A 20,915-nucleotide genomic window follows, 5' to 3' on the forward strand; every position below is an offset into this window, starting at 1 on the left:
CGGCTCTTGCTTCCTTCTGGTCCTACGTCCTATAGGAGGTAGCCACACTCTGTGATGTGGCAGCGACTCATCGTGCCTCGCGGGGGCGCAACCCCGTGCCTGGAGGTGGTCTGTCGCTGTTGCTGATCGCGCTGTCGGCGTTGCACTTCGTGCTCTGCCTGCCTGGCCTGCATTCGGATGCGTCCGGCGAGGTTCCGGGCCACGCGGTGCTGACCGCTGTTTCGGCCGCCCCTGCCGACGGCGCCGCCGAGCATTCGTCCGATGCGGCGACGAAGAGTCTTCCCGGCCTGCCGCACGACGACTGCGGGGACTCGACCGCTCTCCCATTGGAAGGCGGCCGAGTCATCATCCTTCTCGTCGCCGCGTTCCTCGGATTCGTCGTCTTCTTGGCCAAGGCGAGGAGAGATGCGGTCGCGCTGTTGCCACGGGGCTCCCGCGACGCGTTCCCGCGACGATATCCGCCACATCGCTGCGTCAACGGATCCGATCTCCTGAATCTGCTCTGCCTCGCACGGCTGTGATCGGCCCGGTCGTGCGCCGACGTTGACGTTCGAAGCGTGGAGGGCGACGTCCTTCCGCTTCCCTGCTCGGCATGCCCGCCGACGGCCTCGTTCGGCCATGACCGCTGCGCCATCACATCCGTGCCGCTGAGCTGTGTCTTCAGGAGAGAACGTTGGACGCGACCGACCTGCACGCCCCCGGTCCGCCGAAGATCCCCGCCGCCTCCCGATGGATGGGGGCGGGCGCCTGCCGAACGCCCGCTCGACTGGTCGGGAACACTCCCGTCCTATGGATCCCGGATCTGTCCGGGCGGAGCACGAACGGGTTCTAGGCCAAGATCGAGGGAGCCAACCCCGGCGGGATCAGGGGACCGTCCGGCCCTGTACATGGTCGCCCGGGCCCAGGAGCGCGGCGAGCTCGTACCGGGAATGCCGATCATCGAGTCCACCAGTGGCACACTAGGACTCGGGCTGGTGCTCGCCGGCATCTCCTACGGCCATCCGGCGACCCTGGTCACCGATCCGGGCATGGAGCCGCTGATGGTGAACCTGCTGCGCGCGCACGGCGCGCGGGTCGAGGTGGTGACCGAGCCTCACCCCGTCGGCGGCTGGCAGGAGGCGGCGGCGACGTGTCCAGGAGCTGCGCGACCGCCACGGCGGCGCCTACTGCCCGGACCAGTACCACAACCCGACAACGGCGCCGCCTACGAGGGGCTGGCGTCCGAGCTCGCCGACTAGCTGAGCAGCGTGGACGTGCTGGCCTGCAGCGTGGGCACCGGCGGTCACAGCGCCGGAACCTCCCGGGTGCTGCGCCGGATGTTCCCTGAGCTTCGGTTGGTCGGTGTCGACACCGTCGGATCGACCATCTTCGGGCAGCCCGCCAGGCCGCGTCTCAGGCGCGGCCTGGGCAGCAGCATTTACCCCCGCAACGTGGACTACGCCGCGTTCGACGAGGTGCACTGGGTCGCGCCCGCCGAGGCCGTCTGGGCGTGCCGGGAACTGGCCAGAGCCCGGTACACCACCGGCGGATGGAGCGTGGGCGCCGTGGCGCTCGTCGCCTCGTGGCTCGCCCGGACCGGACCGGGCCACTAGCGGATCGCGGCGGTGTTCCCCAACTGCTCCCGCCACGAACTGCCGGGCACCATCCCGCGCGAGAACCCTGATGAGATCACTCATCCAGCGGAGCGCGAGGTCGTGCGGTGGACGCGGTGCACCAGCGTGACCGTCCCGGCCGGAGCGCGCGCGGAGGCCGTGCTGTGAGGGCGACGTGGTCGCAGCTGTGGTCGTTCGACCGCCCGATCCGGCTGCTGATGGTCAACCAGCTCACCATCAACCTGGGTTTCTACATGTTGATGCCCTATCCGGCCGACCACCTGTCCAGTGATCTCGGGCTGGCGGCGCGGCTGGTCGGGCTCACGCTGGGGGTGCGGAACCTCAGCCAGCAAGGGATGTTCCTGGTCTGCGGCAGCCTGGCCGACCGGCTCGGGTACAAGCCGATGATCCTCACCGGTCTGGCCCTGCGGACGGTCGGGTTCACTCTGCTCGGCGTCGCCGACGTGCTCCCGGTCCTGGTCCCGGCCTCGGCGCTCACGGGGCTGGCCGGCGCCTTCTTCAATCCCGCCGCGCGCGCCTACCTGGCACAGGAGGCGGGCGAGCGCAAGGTCGAGGCGTGCGCGGCTTTCAACGTCTTCTACCAGTTGGGCATCATGGTCGGCCCGCTCATCGGGCTGCTGCTCGGGGGTATCGCCTTCCAGCTCACGTGCCTGGTGGCCGCTGGCCTGTTCGCGATGCTGATCCTCGCGCAGGCAAGTACGCGTCACGGTCTGGGCCAAGGCGCGGTGGACACCTGCGCAGGCGCTCGTCCGCGGGCTGACGCTGATGGGGCTGTCCTTCATCCCGATGGGTCTGGCCGCCGTTGTGAACCCGGCGGGCACATCTCTGCCGGACGGCCCGGCCGCCTACGCGGTGGCCATCGCGCCCATCCTGCTGAGCACTGGGCTGCTCACGCTGGCGACCATGGTGACCTACCCGTTCGAGATGGCCACCATCGCCGCGCTCGGCGGTGACGAGATGGTCGGCACGTACTACGGCCTCTACAACACCGTCTCGGGGATCGGTATCGCGGTCGGGAACATGCTGTCGGGCGCGGCGCTCGACGCTGGCCGCGCTGCCGGAGTGCCGAGCCTCCCATGGTGGGCCCTGGCCGCCGTCGGCATCGCCTGCGCGCTGGCGATCCGTGCCCTCGCTCGCTCGGGACGGCTGGTGCCGGTCCGCGAACGTTCACGCGAGCCCGCCACTGCCTGAGCACCGTTGGTCCCGGGCAGGAGTTCAATGCTGCCCAGGATCCGGGCGCAGAGCGCCTAGTAGGGTCTTCCCTAAGGCTTCGCCCGCGTTTGCCTGGCAGAAGTGTTGCGCGGACACCTCTTCCATCGCGGCGTGCAGCAGCGCATAGACGGTGCTGACGAGCCATTCGACCGGAAGGTCGGTGCGGAACTGCGCTGCCTCCCGCCCTGGACGATCAGATCCCGGACGTGCGCCATGGGCAGATCGTGGAGCTGGCGGACCTCCTCGGACGGCAACGCCCGCTGCGCCGCGTTGTACAGGCTGCCGAACCGGCCGATGAGCGGCTCGTTCTGGTGGCGGCACTCGGCTATCTGGCGTTCGAGGTTCGGCAGAAGACCGCTCGGTCTCCGATGATGGGCGTCGCCTGCTGGTCCGCCGTCCGGTGGCGACCGGCACATTCCCGATCGCGATGGCCACGGCCCTGATAATCACGGTGTTCTTCCTCGGCACGTTCTACTTCCAGCACGCGGTGGGCTACGGGGCGCTGCGTACGGGACTGCTGTTCCTCCCGGTCGCTGCGGCGACGATGTTCGGTGCCAACCTCACCGGCCGGGCCATCGCCAAGGCCGGCGCGCGCCCGCTCGCCGTGACCGGCCTGCTCATCACCGCGATCGGCATGGCGCTGACCCGCAGCCATCTGAGACATTGACGGCCTGGTGCCATCAGCACCAGGCCGCCGATGCCACGGGATGGACGGACGCCGTTGAGCCTCAGGCGCCGACGGGCAACGTCTCCGCGGAGGCGATGGCGGCGCGGAGGCGGTTCAGTTCCTTCGGGAAGTTGACGGCCGCGGCGCCCACCAGCACGCCCTTCCTCGAGAAGGCGACCGCGAACTTTGCATCCTCCACCGCGCCGGCGACGATCGCGCTCTGATCGGCCAGGCCCGGGAACCCGGCCCACTGGACGCGCTTGCCGTGCACGCGCGTCCCGAGTCCGGGAACCTCGAGAAACGGTTCTGCGGCGGCAGGGCCGCGCAGCAGGTTGCGGGCGGCCACTGCCCCCTGCTCGTTCGCGTTCGCCCAGTGCTCGACCCTGACGAGGCGGTCCTGGAAGAGGCCGTGTGGCCATCGGACGGCATCCCCGGCGGCGACGACGTACGAGGCGCCGAGAGCGAAGAGTGCGGCATCAGTGCGGACACCGTCGTCGACCTGGACTCCGCTGCCCTCCAGCCACTCCGTGTTGGGCTCGACGCCCAGACCTGCTACGACGAGGTTCGCCGGGATCGACCGGCCGTCGCTCAGCCGGACGGCGGCGACACGATCCCCGCCGGGCGTGTCCGGCTCCAGCCCGGTCACCCGCACGCCGCTCATCAACTCGACTCCGTTGCCGCGGTGGTGCTCGGCCAGCCAGCTCGCGACCGTCTCGCCGACCACACCGATCATCGGGAGTTCGCCTCCGTCGATGAGCGTCACGTCCAGATCCATGGCACGGGCCGTGGAGGCGACCTCGCCGCCGATGAAGCCGCCGCCGATCACGACGACCCGGTCCGGCCGCTGCTGGAGCGTGCTACGGAGCACCTTGGCGTCGTCGACGGTACGCAGGACGTGCACTCCGGCCAGCGCCATCTGGTCGGCGGGCAGCGTCCGTGGCCGGGCACCCGTGGCGATGACCAGGCCGTCGTAGGGCAGCTCGGTCCCGTCGTCCAGTACGACGAGCCGGCCGGTGGCATCGAGGCGGGCGGCGCGTCGCCCGCCCAGCCAGGTGGCGTCGAACTCGCCGCCGCCGGGGAGGGAGACGTCGTCGTCGCCGGTGAGCACGTTCTTGGACAGCGGCGGCCTGTTGTAAGGCCGGTGCGGCTCCGCCCCGACGAGGCTGATCTCACCGCTGAATCCTTCGTTGCGAAGAGTCTGCGTCGCGCGCAGGCCCGCCAGCGAGGCGCCGACCACCACGATTCGACCGAGATCACTCATTGTCCGTCCCTTCGTCTTTACCCTACCCCCCTAGGGTATAGGTCGGAGCGGCGGGTCCCGCAACCGCCCATCGAGCCCGTACGGAAACGGGCGAGGCCCGCAGGCTCCGCCCGTTCCTTGCGCTACACGGAGTGCTACTGCTTCTTCAGCAGCGTCCGCATCTTGGTGATCTCGGTGGACTGGGAGGAGATGATCCCCGCTGCCATGGTCTTGGCGTCCGGGAACTGGCCGGCCGACTGTTCGGTCATGGCCATCGCCACGGCGCCCTCGTGATGCTTGATCATCATCTGCAGAAACGCCTTGTCGAAGGCCGCGCCCTTGGCCGCCTCCAGCTCCTTCATGTCCTTCTCGGTCATCAGACCGTCCATCCCGCCGCGATCCATGCCACCCATGCCAGGCGACGGGACGGACGAGCCCCAACCGGTCAGCCAGCCGGACAGCCGCTCGATCTCGGGCGTCTGCTCCTTCTCGATGTCCGCGGCGAGGCTCTTCACCTGCGGCGAGGACGCCCGGGTGGCGGCGAGATCGGCCATCTCTATCGCCTGCCGGTGGTGAGGGATCATCATCTGGGCGAACATGACGTCCTGCCCGTTGTGCTGCCCTGCCTGAGCGCCGGTCGACGGCGAGGCGCTCATGGACATCGAGTGCCCGGCCATCGAGCCGCCGGACTTGGAGTCGCCAGAGTCCTTGTTGTCGCCGCAGGCGGCCAGGGATATGGCCAGAGCGGCGGGAGCGGCGACGAGCGCGAGTGCACGCTTCATGGTGGTTGGCCTTTCGTGGTGAGATCTGTGTCGTTGCAGGTCAGGGCGTCACGAAGACGCCGAGGACCGATCACAGCCTCAGCACGCTCAGGCGGTGCAGGGACGGTCTGGGCGGCGGCCGCCCGACCAGCAGGGCACGCACCCGGGCAAGGGCGCGCGAGACGACGGCCAGCGAGTCGCGTCCGAGCAGGACGGCGACGAAGCACAAGAGGAAGAGGATCGCCAGGATCGCCAGGCAGACCTGTCCCCCCGGATGCTCCTGATGGTGATCGCCTGGCATGTCCTTGCCGGGCGCGTCGTGGAGCGCCATCGAGTGTGCCGGGACGGCATCGTGGACGGCGCCGACGGAGGTCAGCGGAACCCCGCTCATGTCGCTCGGCGACGGGGATGCCTGGACGCCGTGCATCGCCAGCACGCCGAAGAGCAGGAGCAGGCCGAAGGGCAGCATCGAGAGCCGCCTCAGCCGTCCCGGCTGCCGCCTCAACCGTCTCACCTGCCCCTCCGCTCTCCTGCAGACCTCGTCCCCCGAAGCCGCCGATCACCCCTCGACCCGTGCTTCTGTGCGGTCCAGGGAATGAGGGATGACCGGCGGCCGGTCGAGGTACTCCTAGGAAGCCTATGGAACGGGGCGGGTGCGCGGGTCAATCTGTCCTGCTTCGGTGAGGGGTCATGGTTCGTCGGTGGTTACGGACGGTCGGCCATCGCGTGTCCGGGGCTTGTCGACCAAATGGGGGAGAGGTCGGCGTAGAGGGTGTCCCAGAACGCCAGCTCCTCGTCGTCCTTGAACGTCGAAACCCTGCTCCAGAACTTGCGCTCCTCCGCTTCGGTGGCGACCGCCGCCGTGATCGCGGGCATGACGGCGGTCCCCGCCTCGGAGGCGTCGAGCACGGCGGGCGTGATGTCGGCCGGTAGCTCCACGGGCTTCTTGTGGTGCTTGCCGCGTTTGCGGACGCGGATCGGCGCCTCGGTCGGGACCTTGACGGCCATGGCCTTGCCGGTCGCCAGGGCGGCGGTGCCGCATACCGCGACCGCCAGCAGCCTGCCCAGGAGCGCCCCGGGCTGGACGACCGTATGGTCGCCGACAGCCTTGGAGGCGGTGTGCTGGACGGTGACGGCCTCTCCCGGACGAGGCCCCTCGGCGGCGTTCGCGGCGGTCACCGGAGCCGCGTGCTTGGCGACGTAGGTCTTCTCGCCAGGGCCCGCGGTGATGGTGTCCGGGAGCGACTTGTGGGCGACCTTGACCTTGCCGGGATACCCGTATCCGACGACGTCGCCGACGTCGCGGGTCTGCCGCTTGAGGTAGACGCCGTCGGTGTTGGCTTCCATCGTGTGGAGCTTGGATCCCTTGACGCTCTCCACCAACCCGACGTGCTCGATGGAACCTGTGTCCTTGGAGCCCGACCAGGAGAAGAAGACCAGTGCGCCCGGTTCCGGCTTGGTGCCCCAGGCGTCGTGCTTCTTGAACCATTCGGCGTGGTCGATGGTGGAGGCGAACTCGCCCACCCAGTCCTGGACGTCCAGCTTGGCGGCGGCCCAGGTGAGGAACATGTCGCACCACGGGGCGGTGGAGTAGTAGCTGTCCCCGCCCTCGTAGGTCTTGCCGTACCAGTCGCCGTACTTGGTGTAGCCGCCGGCTTTCTCGCGGTACCCCAGCTCCTTCTTGGCTATATCGAGCAGCTTCGCACCTACGGGATCCACCGCTTCTCCTTCTCCGCCTGCCGGGTTAGCTGACGGGTTCGGGCCAGGAGCAGCCCTACCGCGCGTGGCGGATTCACCCCAGGAACAGTGGGTCCCCGGCTCCCATGGCGCTTGCGCGCCGCCCGGGATTCGGCGGTCGGCCCGCGCCCTCCGCGGCCGGGGAATGGATCACGAACCGATTACGATGCAATCTAGTAGAAAATTCCCTCTCATGGCAGAGCCTTGAACGACCTGCGGTTGTAAGATCTACGATGACGCTTCGTAGCCGTCGGTGTGGGTTGCCGTCATCCGGTGGTCGCCGAGCGCCACCCGGAAGGCGGTGTCGCCGCCGGCGTTGATGAACCTGATCCGGACGCGGTCGCCGGGCTTGGCGCGGCACGTCTCCGGATCCCTGGACAGACGGCTGTTGACCAGGAAGTAGGGGTAGCGCACGTCTCCGGCGTCACCGCCGAGCAGCTTGCTCTCGGCGCCCATCAGCATGGGCCCGCCCATGCCCTTGCTCAGCTCGGCGAGGACCCGGTCGGGGGTGCCGGTCACGCCGTCCAGCCAGTCGTCGAGGACCACGATCCATTCGGCGTCGTAGGACAGCGGCTCCTGGGGGTCTTCGACGATCAGCGGTGCGTACAGGCCGCGATCGAGTTGGGTGCCGACGTGCGGGTGGAACCAGTAGGTGCCGGGCTGAGAGGCGGCGAACTCGTACACGTACTCAGCGCCCAGCTTGATCGGAGACTGGGTGACGTCCGGAACACCGTCTGCGTCGTTGTGGAGTGCCACCCCGTGCTAGTGCAGGGTCGTGCCGGCCGGCAGCGCGTTCGCCACCCGGGCGCGGACCACCTCGCCCGCCTTCACCCGGACCTCCGCGCCCGGAAGGCGCTGGCCGTAGGTCGAGGTGCGGACCTGGCGTCCGCCGAGGTCGACGGTCGCTTCGTCCCGGGGTGAGCTGGAAGTCGCGGACGGCGCCGCCGGCGCGGCGCCGCGCGGCCTCCAGCTTGCGGACCTGTTCGCCGTTCGGGGAGACGAAGCCGGGCTTGCGGGACTGATCGCCGCAGGCGGTGAGGGCGGCACCGCCGGCCACCAGGAGCCCGGCGCGCGGGATGGAACGCCGATCGATCGGATTCATGCTGTAACGCCTCGCATTCGGTCATGTGGATGGAAGGAGATCTGGCATGGACCGGGCGCGCGCGGGCGCGGCGAGGGCGTACGGCAATGGCGGACGGCCTCGCGGCGATGCGGCGGCACCCGGTCGGGCCCGCTCCTAGATCCGTAGGACCGCGAGACGAGTGACGGGCAGCCCGAATCCCGGAGGTCCGCGCAGGCGAGGCTCCGAGGACGCGAGCATCGAGCGTCCCCTGCCGGCCAAAGCCGGCTTGACCGTCAAGGCCAGACGGCGCAAGGCGAGGAAGAGTCCGGCGGCCAGCAGGACTGCAAGGCAGACATCGAACGGGTCGGTCAGCATGCTTGTCGCCTTAGCCGCGGCCCGGGAGCGGTCTTGCGTGCCCTCCGCGGCCGTGGCCGCCGACAGCGCCCGATGTGAATTTGGCTAGGGCTTGTGTGTGAGGGCCGACCATCGTCCGACTGGTGGACATCCCCGCGGTGCCGCCGTCGTGGCCGAACATGTGGCCGAGGACGTGCATCGCGACGATCCCGACGAGCAGCGCCACCGACCAGACGAGGACGAGTCGCACGCCCGAGGTCGCACATCGGGAAGAACGATAGTAGACGGGAGAGACGGCCGTCCCCTGGACCACCGATCCCGCAATCTGACAGGCAACATACGGCATGCAGCTACACGTGCTCTGTCGTGCCTCGGAGCCGGTCGGCGGATGCGCGCTTCCGGCCGGTCAGGACCTCCTGTTCTCTACTGTCGGGCCTAGTAGACGAGCGCGTCGTCAGCGGCGTCCGGTGCGGACCTGGTCGAGGCCGAGGCGCATGGCCCGCGCCAGTGCGGTGGCTTGTCCGGTCGCCCAGAAATGCGCGTAGAAGAGCCGGGGCTGGCTCGTTCAGCATGTGCTCGTGAAGCTCGGATCTGGATGCGATGCGCGCGCAGCGCTCAGATTACGGCGTTGACCTGGCCGGAGGTCATGGTGAAGTCCCCATTGACCGCGGCTCGGCCGCCGCCCAGCGACTGGAACATCAGGAGGGTAGAGGCCTGCATCGGCGGAGGCAGGACGATGCGCGCGCGGATAACTGATCTTCTCCGGGGCGGGGACGCGGAAGTGGTAGGTGCCGTTCACGTTCTCGCCTTCGGCGCCGATGATGTGGTCGAGCGCGGCGGCGTTCAGGTCGGTCGGTGCCTGCTGGTGCTGCGACGGGATGCTCGTGAGGGCGAGGGCTGCGCAAATGGTGCGGGCGATGGCAACCGGGTCGCCGTAGGCGGCGTAGTGCAGCCACCACAGCCGCGGCGACTCGTCCTGCAGGTGCTTGTGGATCGCGGCTATCTCCACATTGCCGCGCTGCAGGCAGTCGGTGACCTTGCTCAGCTCTCCGCCGGTAAGGGCTGCCTCGCCGATCACGCCGACCTTGCCGGGAGTGCTCTGGAGGAAGGCGGCATCCGCGCCCAGGTCCATTCCAGGGCTCAACCTGATGCCCGCGTTAGCCACCCGGAGGTCGGTGCGCAGCCACGTGGCCGTGTGGACGCCCCGGCCCTGCGGTCGGAGAGGGGTGCCGATGGCGCGACCCACCGCATCCCAGTCCAGCGTCGCCGGTCACGAGGCGGCCGCGTTGACGAACCGGTTGCGAAGCCTCACTCGGTAGCAATATTGAAACTATCTACTATGTAATCTAGTAGATACCATCGTTGCGAGAAACCTCGCGGAGGCCGAGTGATGACGATGGGAGCCGAGCGTGCGGCGAACGGAGCGGTGGGGCAGTGGCATCACCACCTGCTCACCGCCTCCGCTTCGGCCGCCCTGAGCACGGAGATCATGCTCAGGGCCGCGCTACGTCGAAGCCGTCTCGATCATCGGGCTGATCATGCCTCAGAAGAGCTGCGATCTGGTCGTGTCCGGGTTGGCGCTGCACCCATTGCATCAACGCCGACGAACGTGCGCTCGTGTCCAGGGTGCTGTGCTGGCCGCGGCCCGGCGGCAGGCTGGTGATCAGCGGCATCATGCCCGAGCAGCCGGACTCGGCGGGCTGGCGCATCCTGCGCGTTCTGAGGGCGCAGTCCGACGGCAGGAGGAGCATCGACCGCAGCGGCGGCCGGTTCTTCCGCTTTACCCTGCACGCTCTCCGCGAGACGCCGGCGACGGGCGAGTTCTGGGTCGAGGCCCTTGAGGGTGCCGGGTTCCGGACGGTGGGTCATCGGCAGGTGCTGTCGGGACTCGGGGTCGTATGGGGGACCGCCGACCGGTCTGACCCGGTGCGTTCGGCGACATGCAATTACTATCGACTGTAGTATGCATTGATTTGAGCGGGCAGGGATGTCGGAGGGCGGTAGATCATGGCCGGGCAGCGCTTCGGTGAGCTGGAGGCCGCGATCATGGACAGGCTGTGGTCTTATGGCCGTCCGGCCAATGTCCGGGAGGTTCTGGAGGATCTTCAGCAGGAGCGGACGATCGCTTACACCACCGTGATGACGGTGATGGACAACCTGCACAAGAAGGGCTGGCTGCGCCGCAAGCGCGTCGGGCGTGCCTTCACCTACGAGACCGTCGCCTCACGTGAGGGCTACACGGCCAAGCTGATGCGCGAGGCGCTCGCCACCAGCAACAACCAAGCAGCGGCCCTTGTGCACTTCCTCTCCGATCTCTCCCCGGAGGAGAAGGAGGCCCTCCGAACGGCCCTCATGGTCGTGCGGCCACAGGACGCCGAATGATCGCCATTGCGATCCTGCTGGCGTACGCCGGCGTTCTGGGCATCGCGGGGCCTCGCTTGCTGCATGCACGCGCCTGGGCGGATCGGGCGCCTCGGCTCGGTGTCCTGGCCTGGCAGGCGGCCGTGGCCTCCGTCATCGCGGCCGTGGCCCTCGCGGGGCTTACGAGGGTGCGCCTCAGCCGATCGCCGGGTATGCCGGGCTGTTCGTGGCCGGCGGCGTCCTGCTCTGGACGTTCGGGCACGTGCTGGCAGCGTTGGTGGCCACCGCGATCAATCGTCGCCGCCATGTTCGCACGCTGGCCATGGTCGCTCGCCGCCGCCGCGATCTCGGCGCGCTGGTGGTGGAGTACGACGAGCCACTCGCTTACTGCATGCCCGGTCGGCGCCGCTGCGTCGTCCTCAGCACAGGCGCACTCACCTGCCTCCACGACGACCAAGTGTCGGCCATCCTCGCGCACGAGCGGGCGCACCTGGCAGGCCGCCACGACCTGGCGATCAACTTCACCCTGGCGACCGGCCGCACCTTCTCCATGGTCCCGCTGATGCGGGCCGCTCGGACCGAGGTGCCCCGGCTGCTGGAACTGCTGGCGGACGATGTGGCCGCTCGCAAGCATGACCGGGTCACTTTGGCTGCGACGCTGGTCGCCGTCGCGGGCGGCCGGACCCCGGCCACGGCCTTGGGTGCCGGAGGTGGAACCGCGCTGCTGCGCGTCCGCCGCCTGCTGGCTCCGCACGACCCGCTGTCCCGTCTCGGACGCCTCACCGGCGGCATCGGCATCGCTCTGCTGGTCACCCTGCCGCTGGCCCTGGCCGCCAACCCCGCCATCACCGCCCTCCTCGAACGCCATCGCCACTTCCCCAGGTAAGGACACAGGTGGGGGCGAGCATGTGTCACCAACTCACGAGGTCTTGACGACGCTGATCCGCCTGGGTTTCCTGCTCCTTTCTGGATTCAAGCTTTTCGAGCATCGCGCGGAGTCGATCGAGGTTCCGCAGGCGAGCCGATTTGCGCTCAAGGCAGGCGGCCACGATCTCCGCCGCAGCGGACCTCCCGTCATAAGGGACCTGGGTGTTCGTCTCGGGTAGGTCGAAAAGGGCAAGTTGCTCTCCGGCTGCTTTCAGCTGGATGCCCCAGATCACGGGGTTGCACGTGGGGTGGGCGAAGAGGACGGACGATGACCAGCTGCGCCTGATTCCTTCCACGGGAGGGCGGAGGACGTTGATCATCCATGAACGCCTAAGCGTGTACGTCAGCAGTAGCTCCCTTGGGAACACATCCCCTGGCGAGTCATCGGCCGCTTCATACAGGATTGGGAGAGCCGATCGAGGTAGCGGACCGACGCCGGACACCTGGGCATCGCTTTGGCGAGTTGTTCTCTTAACGTGCTCGTGAGCGGAATCGATCACTTCACTCGCCCTGGCAAGGGCTGATTGCTCGATCTCGGCCGCTCGCGACCGCGCGTCCGCGATGATCCGCTCGGCCTCGGCGCGGGCGTCCGCGACGATCTCATCCGCCTCGTTCCGGCCGGCCGCCACCAAGTCCTGAGCCGCCGCCCACCGTGCGGAGACGCCCATGAAACCGGAAAGCGCAGGGTCCTCGCCGACGTCGTCGACGAGGACTGCGGTGTCCAGGGGGAACTCCAGGCCGTCAGGGTCCGGCTCGCACTCGCACCCGTGAGCCTGCAGCAGTTCCTCCAGCTTCTCCTGGACGTGCTGCCCGGTGATCTGCTGGGTGGCCTCGTAGACGAGACCCAACGTCTCAGCCAGGATCTCCGCGGTCGGCTTGTCGTCGCACTGCGAATCGCTGCGGTCGTTGGGCTCGGTCATGAGGTTTCCCCCTTTCTCGGTGTCGGCGCCTGCTGGTCGAACGAGCGCGTGGTCGTCTGGACGACGATGTCGATGCGCTGCCTCAGCCGGTCGCGGGCATGGCGCAGGTTCGATCGGACGTTGGCCTCATTGGTACCGAGCAGCTGGGCGATCTCCTTGTTGGTCAAGCCCTCGACCGTGTGCCGCATCATCTGACGCTGAGTCGGGGGGAGCCCGGCGATCATTTCGTCCACCCACTGGTACCCGCCGATGCTGGCGAAGGTGGGGTCTTCCGTGTTCTCCGTCATCAGCAAGCCGCTGGAGCCGGCCTCCTGCAGGATCTGGACGAACTGTCTGTCGCTCGCCCGCGCCTTGAAGAACGCGTTTCGGGCGGCCTTGCGAACGTACGCCTTGGGCGCCGTGATCGTCCGCCACCGGCGGAAGGTGTCCGCGAAGGCGGTGGAGGCGGCGTCCTCGGCCTCGTCCAACCGGCCGTCCATGAGCATCACCATGCCGACGACCTTCTTGTACTGGTCCTGGAAGAACCGCTGGAAGGCCAGGAGTTCGGCCTTGCCGGCCGGTCGAGCGTCCCCCGCGACCGACGTTGATCGTTTGGTGTCAACCACCGACTGCCCTCCATCGACGAGCTCCTTCACCCCGGTCCCCTCTTCCGGTACCTAGGTCCGTGGGAGGGGCATGGTGTGAAAGACCCGGCCAAGATTTTTCCCGAAGCCGGATGACGGATGCCGCTCGCTCAGGTCCTGCGGTTGACGGCCAGGGCTACCAGGAGGGCGACGACGGCGGCGGCGAGGGTGACCCAGACCGATCCGGTGACCGAGTAGGCGCTGACGATGGCCAGCAGCGAGCTGGTGAAGACCGACTGCAGGTCTCCGGTTCGCCGATCGTCAGGCTCTGGAGGTGCCTTCTCGTTACCGGCGGTGCCGTCCACCGTCCGCGTGCCAGGGCCGACATTTCCGATCAGGGTGGCGATCGGCTCCGGCGGGCCGGTGATGGTCTCCTCGTCCGCACCCGGGATTTCCAGTGCGGGAGAGGAACTGCGTTCCGCAGCGGTCGGGGGGAACTGAGCTCCCGATGGCCTCAAGAGTATGGTCCTGTTCCGTGAGTGATGGGCGACTTCGAACATCACCTAGGGCTCACAGAAGCTCCTGACGTGAAAGTGGCAGGTCAACAGCCGGATCTCCGGGCCGATTCCGTTCGGCATCACGGTAGCGACGTGCACCGTTCCCGTCGGTCCGGCGGTGCGATCCGCTCGCTCCTGTCAGCCATCAAAGAAGCGTCCCCGTCACCGGGGCTGGGGTGACGGGGACGGGACTGCGGGAGCGGGTCAGGCGAGGCGGACGCCTCCTGCGAACGGGCGGCCGGCGATCGGGGCGATCTTGACGACGTCGCCGGTCTGCGGGGCGTGGACCATCTTGCCGTTGCCGATGTACATGCCCATGTGGTGCAGGTCGCTGTAGAAGAAGACCAGGTCACCGGGCTTGAGCTGGCTCTGGCTTACATGGGTTCCGGCGCTGTACTGGCTCCCGGTGTAGTGGCCGAGGCTGATGCCGACCTGGGCGTAGGCGTACAGGGTGAGGCCGGAGCAGTCGAAGCCCTTGATGTTGGCGCCCTGCGCGGTGCCGTAGCTCGGCCCGGACGCGGTCCCGCCGCCCCAGGAGTAGGGAACCCCGAGCTGGCTCAAGGCGGCTCTCACCGCACCCATGGCCTTGGCGGACGCGCCCCCGGACGAGACGTTGGGAGCCGGACCGGTCTTGCCGGTGCTGGTGCTCTTGCCGAGCTGGCGCTCGACCTTCTTCAGCTTCGCCTGGAGTTCCTTGCGCTTCTTGCTCGCCTCGGCAGTGAGCTGGCGGACCTGGCTCGCCCGTGCTTCGGCGGATTTGCGGGCGCGCTCGGCCGCCTGCATCGTCTGCAGAAGCTGGGTGACGCGCGAGCTGTTCTGGTTGGCGAAGTAGTTCAGCGTGGCCGATTGGTCGAGGACGGCCTGCGGGTCTCCGGATGACGCGAAGTTGACGGTCGGATCGACCGTGTCGTTCTTGTAGGCGTCGGCGGCGACCTGGGCGAGCTTGGTCTGCGCCTGGTCGAGGGCGGCTTTCTGGCGTTGGGCGCTGGCCTTGCTGACCTGGGCTGCGCGTTGTGCCTGCTTGAGGCGTTCGCGCAGGCCGTTGTACTGCTCGCTGAGCTGTTCAGCCTGGTTGGCGAGCTTCCTCTGCTGGGCGGTGAGTTCCTTGCGCGAAGGCTTGGGGGCGGCCTCGGCGGGAGCCGGAGCCACGAGCGCCAGTGTCACAGCGATCGATGCTCCCCATGCGGTGGCCTTGAAGGCACGGCGGCGGGGCATCCTGCTGTGTTCGGCAGCTCCTGGCTGCATGCAACGTCCTCTCCTTGGACGCCTACCGGGTCAGCTGACGGGTTCGGGCCGGAGTCGCCCTACCGCTCGCGCGCGAGCGGATTCACCCCATGGGATCGGGTCCCCGGTTCCCGCGGGCGGGGGGAACCGCGGGATTCGGCGCGGCCGTCGCCGCCCCCGGCGGGGGCCCGTCGCGATGGCTCCTACGGAGCGTAGGAGATAGTGGCCTCATACGCCACCTGAGTACTCAATTTGGGTTGAAGGCCTCAGTGGCCTCAGCAGATCGTGGACAGATCCGCGATCGTCGCGGCCACGACGACCAGGGGGACGGCGACGGCGGACGCGACAAAGGTGCCGGCGACCAGCCGGACGATCCGACGTGGCCTCGGCGGCTCCGCGGACTCCAGGCGAAGTACGCGTTCCGCGAGTCCCCTGGTCGTCGAGCCGGCCACACCGAGGGCTCCCGCAACTCTGGGGGCGGTTCCGAGCCTGCACAGAGCGTCGACGAGCGTCCGGTGTCCGCATGTCCGGGCCGCCGCGTCGTCCGCCGCCATCTCCAGCAGGGGCGGAAGGGACGACTTCGCGCGGCGTACCGTCGGCAGCCACGGCACAAGCGCGTGCACCAGGTCGAGCATCAGCAGCAGAGCATGGTGGTGCTGGCGGAGGTGGGCGCGCTCATGAGCCAGCACTGCGGCCAGTTCGGCGGGCGTGAGGGTCTCCTGCGCGCCCGTGCTGACGACGATGGCGCGCTGCCGTGCGGGCAGCGAATACGCCACCGGGATCGGGTGATCGAGCACGAGGACGTCGGCGTGGCGCCCGTGCTTCAGCATTTCCCAGTGCCGGCGGCGGTGCCGCAGGGCCCGTCCCAGGCGGGGGAGGCTGTGGGCCAGCCTGGAACCGCACGCCGTCAGCAGGACCAGGCTCGCGCCGGCGGCCATGGTGATCGCCGGCGCTCGGTGATGCGGAAGGCAGTTGCGCAGCCACTCCAGCAGCCCGTGGCCTGGCGCCGGCGGGGACAGCAGCGCCACCGCGATGATCCCGACCTCGGCGATGAGGGTCCCTGCGAGTGCGGCGACCCAGCAGACGATCGCGGTGCCCGGGTTCGTGGTCGGATGCCGGAGCCGGTCGAGCGCGGGCCCGGCCAGGCAGCCCAGCAGGACCGCCGAGGCGATCAGACACGCGACCAGGTAGATCACGCCGTCATTCCTCGTCGCCGCCGGACGTCCGCCTGCGGAGGGCTTCCAACAGGTGCTGGGCGTCCTCCGGCGGGACGCTCTCGGCGAACCGGGCGAGGATTTCGCCGTGGTCAGAGGACTCGGTGAGGGCGTCGAGCATCAACGCGACCGCGTATTCCTCCCGCCCCTGGGTGGGGGAGTAGCGGAATGCCAGACCGTCCTGGGTGCGCCGCAGCAGGCCCTTCTGTGCCAGCCGCTCGGCAACCGTCTGCACGGTGTTGTACGCAAGCGCCTTGTCGGCGCTCTCGTTCAGCTTCGCCAGAAGCTCGCGAACGCGCAACGGGCCAGGTGCCGCCCAGAGCACGTCCATGATGGAATGCTCGAGTGATCCTCCCAATCCGGCCACCCGGTCACCTCCGCCCTCCCCACATTCTGCCGGAGAACCTGGGCATCAGGGCCGTACCAGGCGGCGTGCCACCCGTCGCCTGAACCGGAGCCCCTCCGGATGCGTACTAGTGGTACGGCCTCCTCCGCAGAAGCCTCCGCAAGGCGGAACATTATCTACTATCGTGCTTAGTAGATAGTCCTGCGGCCCGTAGGAGCTGCTTCGTGAAGGTCGGACGGTGAACATGCGCAACGGACGGTTGGCAACGCGTGGGGTCTGGTGGGTGCGATCCGCAGTGTTGTGCATGACGGTCGCCGTCCTTGCGACCGCGTGCCAGGGAGGCAGGGCCGGGACGCGCTCCGCGTCGAGCGGTGTGTCCCCGTCCTCTTCTGGCGCCGGGGATCACGATCATGCAGTCGAACGGGGCTGGTGAGGTGCGTCCCGATCAGGGGATCTCGCTCGCCGCGTCCGGTCGGCGGCGGGGTACCGTCCAGGTCGCCGCCAACGGGAAGGCGATCGAGGGCGGGTTGGACGCCGGTGGGACGGTGTGGCGTTCGCGGTGGCCGCTGGCACCGGGCAAGGTTTATGCGGTGACCGCGACCGCGACGGCCGCCGGCGGCAAGGTCACCACACTGACAAGCAGATTCACGACGGCGAAAGCGGCGCAGACCGTCCACGCCTCCCTGCCTGGACCGAGGGACGGGGACACCGTCGGGGTGGGCATGCCGATCATCGTGAACTTCAGCCAGCCGGTGTACAACACGGCGCAGATCGAGCGGGCCCTCGAAGTTCAGACGTCCACGCCGGTCGAAGGCGCTTGGCGATGGATGGACCGACAGCGGGTGGTGTTCCGCCCGAAGAAGTACTGGCCGGTCGGCACGCAGGTTCGTTGCATCGCCCACCTCAACGGGGCGCGTGCGGCCAAGGGCGTGTACGCGACAGACGACGTGTCATTGAACTTCAAGGTCGGTGACGCGGTCATCAGCACGGTCCACCAAGCGGTTCACGATGACGGTGCGGCGTAGCGGCAAGGTGGTGCGGTGGTTCCCGATGAGCGCGGGCAAGGCCACCGAGCGGCGGTTCACCACCACCAACGGCGTCCATGTGATCAGCGAGAAGGTCTCACCGGTGATCTTCGATTCGGCCACGGTGGGGATTCCCAAGGGCGACCCGAACTACTACAAGATCAAGGGGTATTACGCCGACCGGATCAGTGACAGCGGCGAGTATGTGCACTCGGCGCCGTGGTCGGTGGCCGACCAGGGTAAGTGGAACGTCAGTCACGGCTGTATCAACGTCAGTCCGGCCAACGCCAAGTGGTACTACAACCTCACGAAGCTGGGCGACATCGTGGTGGTCGCTGGCGCGAACCGGCGGCTGGAGCCCGACAACGGGTACGGCTTCTTCCAGATGAGCTGGTGGCAATGGACCGCCGGCAGCGCACTCAAGCGCCCTATCGCCACCACACCCCTCAAGGCGGCTGGCTGACCATCCGCCGCTGCCTCGCCATGAAACAGGCAGGGGTGCCGCCGCGCTGGTGGCGGCTTGCAAATGCCTGCTGTGGGGAGCCGCCGGTGAGACGGTCGTATCTACTATACAAACGTAGTACTATTTCACCGTAGTAGGACGACCATGTTCGGCGAAGGGGGATGGGATGACCGGCAAGCCTTTGGGGTCCTCTGCACTCGGGAGCGAGGACGGGTGGGACGGCACCGTCGGACGGCACTGGGTCGAGCATGAGGAGCGGCATGACCGGATGCTGGTGTCGCTGACCGCTCGGCTCCTGGACGCGGCAGGGATCTCTCCGGAGGACAAGGTCCTCGATGTCGGTTGCGGATGCGCCGAGACCAGCCGCGCGGCGGCACGTCAGGCGTCCGCGGGCGAGGTGCTGGGCGTCGACATCTCAGGGCCGATGCTCGCTCAGGCGCGCGGCCGTGCCGAGGACGAGCACCTGGCCAACCTCCGCTTCGAGCAGGCCGATGCCGAGTCCGCGGACCTTCCCGGCACGTACTTCGACCTCGCGCTCAGCCGCTTTGGCGTCATGTTCTTCGGCGACGCCAAGGCGGCCTTCGTGAACATTGCCCGGGCGCTCCGTCCGGGTGGCCGCCTGGCCTTTCTCTGCTGGCAGGAGGTCGGCAAGAACGAGCACATCGTCGTGCCGTTCAGCGTGCTCGTCTCCTTCGGGCTCACTCCGGATATCGGTGGCCCCGGCACGCCCGGCCCGTTCTCGCTCGCCGATCCCGGCCGCATCCGGGAACTGCTCGGTGAAGCCGGCTGCACCGACATCGAAATCGAGCCTGTGAACGAGCGCCTTCCGTTCGGCTCGGACGTCCCCGACGTCCTGACGTACTTCCGGGGTCACCCGGTGGCGGCGCCGCTCATCGCCGGCATGGACGAAGCGACCCTTGCGCGGCTCATGGACGAGTTGGGCAAGGCCGTCCTTCCCTTCCAGACGCCGGACGGTGTGTACTTCGGCTCGTCCGCCTGGCTGGTCACCGCCCGCCGCTGAGCCCGCCGACCGGCAGGCCTTCGACTCAGCTCTTCAGACGGCGGTCGAGGACGACGGTGACGGCGGACGGCAAGCGGGAGGAGGGGCGCGTCACAGCGTGATGAACTGCAGGCCGCGGTTCTTGAGGCGAGGAATGACCGTTCGCAACGCCTGGAGTGTCTCCGACCGGCCACCGCCGCCCTCGTGGCACAAGATGATGTCGCCCGGGGCGGCTTGAAGCATCTGGTGGACGATGTGACCGGTGCCGGGCACGGACCAGTCCCGCGGGTCGATCGCCCAGTCGATGGAGTGCATCCCCTGTTGGGCGGCGGCCGCCAGCACGTTCTGACCACGCGCCGCCGGGCGAACGGAACAGCCGGGGAGGAGCGTCGGCGACGTCGGTGATCTGCCGGCTGGTCTTGGTGATCTCGGTGTCGATCCGCGATCTGGCCATGTCGTCGATGGTCAAGGGGTGGGTTCAGGTGTGGTTGGCGATCTGATGTCCCGCCTCCACCATCATTCGGACCTCGTTCTCGTTCTGCCTGATCTGCTCGCCGATCAGGCAGAACGTCGCCTTGACGTCATGGCGCGCCAGCAGGTCCGGTATCCGGGGCGTCCACTCGGGGTGCGGGCCATCATCGATGGTGAGAGCGACCGCGTTCGGAGGTGCGGCAGGCAGCAGCTCCGTGACCTTGTAGATCGGCTTAGCGGGAACTGCCACCGGCGGGAGCCGGGTCGGCGGGCTCTGGGCTCGCGGAGGATGCGGCGCGGCGAGCGCTTGGGGGCGTCCGCCGGTCCCGAGCATCCGATGCCCGTGGGATGGATCGCTGCCGGAGAGCGCCGCCACGGCCGACCCGGCTCCGCTCAACCCCAGCAGGCCGACTCCCAGCACCGTGCGACGGGTCACCCGCGTCGGCGCGACACCCTTTGATCCTGATTCCGGCGCCTTCATGTCGCCTCCCACGGAGCAGTGGCGAATACCTCCATTGCGTTACCCTTTGTCATCAATCGAAAACTGATGGTAACTGAAGTCGCGCTCCGCGTCATGGCTTCTTGTGGGCGGACGAGTGAAAGAGCCTGACCGGGCGAGGCGCGGGGAGTCGGTCGTCCGGGTCGCCCATGTCGTGAGATGCGCGAACGTCGAACGCAGTTGCCGCGGTGTTCCGCTGGTGGCGGCGCTGCCTCGAAGTGCTACCTGACTTGTTGAGCGTCAAGATTTGCGGCCTGGGGAATGATACGGGTAGGGGGTATGTTATCGTCCTCGCGACATACCCCATGGGGGTACAGCTCGAGTGGAGGAGTGGACCGTCATGTCCGCAGACCCGAGGCGCTGGTGGGCACTGGCCGTGCTCGCGACCGCCCAGTTCATGGTGATCATGGACACGTCGATCATCGGGGTGGCGCTCCCCGACATGCAGGGCGCCCTCGGTTTCAGCCAGAGCGGGCTGCAGTGGGTGTTCAACGCCTACGTCGTCGCCTTCGGCGGGCTGCTGCTGCTCGGCGGCAGGCTGTCGGACCTGCTCGGCGCGCGGCGCGTCTTCGCGGCCGGCTGGCTCGTGCTGATCGCCGGATCGGTCGTCGCGGCCGCCGCCGACGGCGCCGCCACCGAGATCGCCGGCCGGGCCGTGCAGGGGATCGGCTCTGCGCTGATCGCGCCGTCCGCGCTGA

The 20,915-nt window shown here is 68.4% G+C and carries 26 protein-coding genes, 1 pseudogene and 2 riboswitches; of the genes and pseudogenes, 12 read left to right on the forward strand and 15 right to left on the reverse strand.

Annotated features, from left to right (window positions below; translation table 11 throughout):
* Positions 1–119 precede the first annotated feature (119 nt).
* The 5 genes and pseudogenes from amrb99_RS07530 to amrb99_RS07545 all read left to right on the forward strand — a co-directional run bounded on the left by amrb99_RS07530 (position 120) and on the right by amrb99_RS07545 (position 3,492).
* Entirely contained in the window at positions 120–521 is a 402-nt protein-coding gene (locus amrb99_RS07530) for a hypothetical protein (RefSeq protein ID WP_190853901.1), read from the forward strand.
* 408 nt (positions 522–929) lie between these two features.
* A pseudogene (locus amrb99_RS07535) lies at positions 930–1,592 on the forward strand (pyridoxal-phosphate dependent enzyme).
* A 164-nt stretch (positions 1,593–1,756) separates the two neighbouring features.
* Positions 1,757–2,566: an MFS transporter gene (locus tag amrb99_RS07540; RefSeq protein ID WP_347256575.1), complete on the forward strand. Its 810-nt coding sequence runs from the start codon at positions 1,757–1,759 to the stop codon at positions 2,564–2,566.
* Positions 2,517–2,804, forward strand: a complete 288-nt coding sequence (locus amrb99_RS50755; protein WP_241755319.1) for a hypothetical protein — start codon at positions 2,517–2,519, stop codon at positions 2,802–2,804. The genes amrb99_RS07540 and amrb99_RS50755 overlap by 50 nt, the downstream gene beginning before the upstream one ends.
* 448 nt (positions 2,805–3,252) lie before the next feature.
* Positions 3,253–3,492: a hypothetical protein gene (locus amrb99_RS07545; RefSeq protein ID WP_206699854.1), complete on the forward strand. Its 240-nt coding sequence runs from the start codon at positions 3,253–3,255 to the stop codon at positions 3,490–3,492.
* Between the two features lie 61 nt (positions 3,493–3,553).
* On the opposite strand, the gene amrb99_RS07550 is transcribed toward amrb99_RS07545, so the two are convergent.
* From amrb99_RS07550 to amrb99_RS07585, 7 genes are all read right to left on the reverse strand, one after another.
* Positions 3,554–4,753, reverse strand: coding sequence for an FAD-dependent oxidoreductase (locus amrb99_RS07550; protein ID WP_190853903.1), 1,200 nt, complete (start codon positions 4,751–4,753; stop codon positions 3,554–3,556).
* Between the two features lie 134 nt (positions 4,754–4,887).
* Positions 4,888–5,514 carry a DUF305 domain-containing protein gene (locus tag amrb99_RS07555; protein WP_190853905.1) on the reverse strand — a complete coding sequence of 209 codons (627 nt, stop codon included), beginning with the start codon at positions 5,512–5,514 and terminating at the stop codon, positions 4,888–4,890.
* Positions 5,515–5,584: 70 nt separating this feature from the next.
* Positions 5,585–6,007, reverse strand: a complete 423-nt coding sequence (locus amrb99_RS07560) for a DUF6153 family protein (protein WP_190853907.1) — start codon at positions 6,005–6,007, stop codon at positions 5,585–5,587.
* Positions 6,008–6,198: 191 nt separating this feature from the next.
* Positions 6,199–7,212, reverse strand: a complete 1,014-nt coding sequence (locus amrb99_RS07565; protein WP_190853909.1) for a CHAP domain-containing protein — start codon at positions 7,210–7,212, stop codon at positions 6,199–6,201.
* Positions 7,211–7,357, reverse strand: a riboswitch (cyclic di-AMP (ydaO/yuaA leader). Its footprint overlaps the gene before it by 2 nt.
* Before the next feature lie 101 nt (positions 7,358–7,458).
* A complete protein-coding gene (locus amrb99_RS50760) occupies positions 7,459–7,986 on the reverse strand; it encodes a multicopper oxidase domain-containing protein (RefSeq protein WP_347256576.1) in 528 nt (175 codons plus the stop codon).
* A 481-nt stretch (positions 7,987–8,467) separates the two neighbouring features.
* Positions 8,468–8,668, reverse strand: coding sequence for a hypothetical protein (locus amrb99_RS07575; protein ID WP_190853911.1), 201 nt, complete (start codon positions 8,666–8,668; stop codon positions 8,468–8,470).
* Positions 8,669–9,212: 544 nt separating this feature from the next.
* Positions 9,213–9,893, reverse strand: a complete 681-nt coding sequence (locus amrb99_RS07585) for a DUF1259 domain-containing protein (protein ID WP_190853913.1) — start codon at positions 9,891–9,893, stop codon at positions 9,213–9,215.
* A 371-nt stretch (positions 9,894–10,264) separates the two neighbouring features.
* Between amrb99_RS07585 and amrb99_RS07590 the strand changes: the two genes are divergently transcribed.
* The 3 genes from amrb99_RS07590 (at position 10,265) to amrb99_RS07600 (ending at position 11,894) form a co-directional block, all read left to right on the forward strand.
* Entirely contained in the window at positions 10,265–10,609 is a 345-nt protein-coding gene (locus amrb99_RS07590) for a hypothetical protein (protein ID WP_190853915.1), read from the forward strand.
* A gap of 45 nt (positions 10,610–10,654) precedes the next feature.
* Complete coding sequence (locus amrb99_RS07595) at positions 10,655–11,029, forward strand: BlaI/MecI/CopY family transcriptional regulator (RefSeq protein ID WP_190853918.1); 375 nt, start codon at positions 10,655–10,657, stop codon at positions 11,027–11,029.
* 205 nt (positions 11,030–11,234) lie between these two features.
* Positions 11,235–11,894, forward strand: coding sequence for a M56 family metallopeptidase (locus tag amrb99_RS07600; RefSeq protein ID WP_206699855.1), 660 nt, complete (start codon positions 11,235–11,237; stop codon positions 11,892–11,894).
* Positions 11,895–11,919: 25 nt separating this feature from the next.
* On the opposite strand, the gene amrb99_RS07605 is transcribed toward amrb99_RS07600, so the two are convergent.
* The 6 genes from amrb99_RS07605 to amrb99_RS07630 all read right to left on the reverse strand — a co-directional run bounded on the left by amrb99_RS07605 (position 11,920) and on the right by amrb99_RS07630 (position 16,780).
* Positions 11,920–12,855 carry a hypothetical protein gene (locus amrb99_RS07605; protein ID WP_190853919.1) on the reverse strand — a complete coding sequence of 312 codons (936 nt, stop codon included), beginning with the start codon at positions 12,853–12,855 and terminating at the stop codon, positions 11,920–11,922.
* Positions 12,852–13,490 (reverse strand): RNA polymerase sigma factor, encoded by a 639-nt coding sequence (locus amrb99_RS07610; RefSeq protein WP_190853922.1) that lies wholly within the window; start codon positions 13,488–13,490, stop codon positions 12,852–12,854. The genes amrb99_RS07605 and amrb99_RS07610 overlap by 4 nt, the downstream gene beginning before the upstream one ends.
* Positions 13,491–13,588: 98 nt before the next feature.
* Complete coding sequence (locus amrb99_RS07615) at positions 13,589–13,981, reverse strand: hypothetical protein (protein WP_190853924.1); 393 nt, start codon at positions 13,979–13,981, stop codon at positions 13,589–13,591.
* A 198-nt stretch (positions 13,982–14,179) separates the two neighbouring features.
* A complete protein-coding gene (locus amrb99_RS07620; protein ID WP_347256577.1) occupies positions 14,180–15,139 on the reverse strand; it encodes an NlpC/P60 family protein in 960 nt (319 codons plus the stop codon).
* An 84-nt stretch (positions 15,140–15,223) separates the two neighbouring features.
* Positions 15,224–15,371: riboswitch (cyclic di-AMP (ydaO/yuaA leader) on the reverse strand.
* A gap of 103 nt (positions 15,372–15,474) precedes the next feature.
* The gene (locus amrb99_RS07625) at positions 15,475–16,395 is read right to left on the reverse strand and encodes a M56 family metallopeptidase (RefSeq protein ID WP_190853926.1); all 921 of its coding nucleotides are present in this window, start codon (positions 16,393–16,395) and stop codon (positions 15,475–15,477) included.
* Between the two features lie 4 nt (positions 16,396–16,399).
* The gene (locus amrb99_RS07630; RefSeq protein WP_190853929.1) at positions 16,400–16,780 is read right to left on the reverse strand and encodes a BlaI/MecI/CopY family transcriptional regulator; all 381 of its coding nucleotides are present in this window, start codon (positions 16,778–16,780) and stop codon (positions 16,400–16,402) included.
* Between the two features lie 389 nt (positions 16,781–17,169).
* Between amrb99_RS07630 and amrb99_RS07635 the strand changes: the two genes are divergently transcribed.
* The 3 genes from amrb99_RS07635 to amrb99_RS07645 all read left to right on the forward strand — a co-directional run bounded on the left by amrb99_RS07635 (position 17,170) and on the right by amrb99_RS07645 (position 19,268).
* Positions 17,170–17,784 carry an Ig-like domain-containing protein gene (locus tag amrb99_RS07635; protein WP_190853931.1) on the forward strand — a complete coding sequence of 205 codons (615 nt, stop codon included), beginning with the start codon at positions 17,170–17,172 and terminating at the stop codon, positions 17,782–17,784.
* Positions 17,768–18,247 carry a L,D-transpeptidase gene (locus tag amrb99_RS07640; RefSeq protein ID WP_190853933.1) on the forward strand — a complete coding sequence of 160 codons (480 nt, stop codon included), beginning with the start codon at positions 17,768–17,770 and terminating at the stop codon, positions 18,245–18,247. The genes amrb99_RS07635 and amrb99_RS07640 overlap by 17 nt, the downstream gene beginning before the upstream one ends.
* A 166-nt stretch (positions 18,248–18,413) precedes the next feature.
* On the forward strand, positions 18,414–19,268 hold the full coding sequence (locus tag amrb99_RS07645; RefSeq protein WP_190853936.1) for a class I SAM-dependent methyltransferase: 855 nt from the start codon (positions 18,414–18,416) through the stop codon (positions 19,266–19,268).
* 90 nt (positions 19,269–19,358) lie between these two features.
* On the opposite strand, the gene amrb99_RS07650 is transcribed toward amrb99_RS07645, so the two are convergent.
* Both amrb99_RS07650 and amrb99_RS07655 read right to left on the reverse strand, forming a co-directional pair.
* A complete protein-coding gene (locus tag amrb99_RS07650; protein WP_190853938.1) occupies positions 19,359–19,589 on the reverse strand; it encodes a hypothetical protein in 231 nt (76 codons plus the stop codon).
* Positions 19,590–19,725: 136 nt separating this feature from the next.
* Complete coding sequence (locus amrb99_RS07655) at positions 19,726–20,199, reverse strand: polysaccharide deacetylase family protein (RefSeq protein WP_190853940.1); 474 nt, start codon at positions 20,197–20,199, stop codon at positions 19,726–19,728.
* 358 nt (positions 20,200–20,557) lie between these two features.
* Between amrb99_RS07655 and amrb99_RS07660 the strand changes: the two genes are divergently transcribed.
* On the forward strand, positions 20,558–20,915 hold a 358-nt coding region (locus tag amrb99_RS07660), incomplete at its 3' end, for an MFS transporter (RefSeq protein WP_190853942.1).

The sequence above is a fragment of the Actinomadura sp. RB99 genome (genome assembly GCF_014706005.1).
Classification (GTDB): Bacteria; Actinomycetota; Actinomycetes; order Streptosporangiales; family Streptosporangiaceae; genus Spirillospora.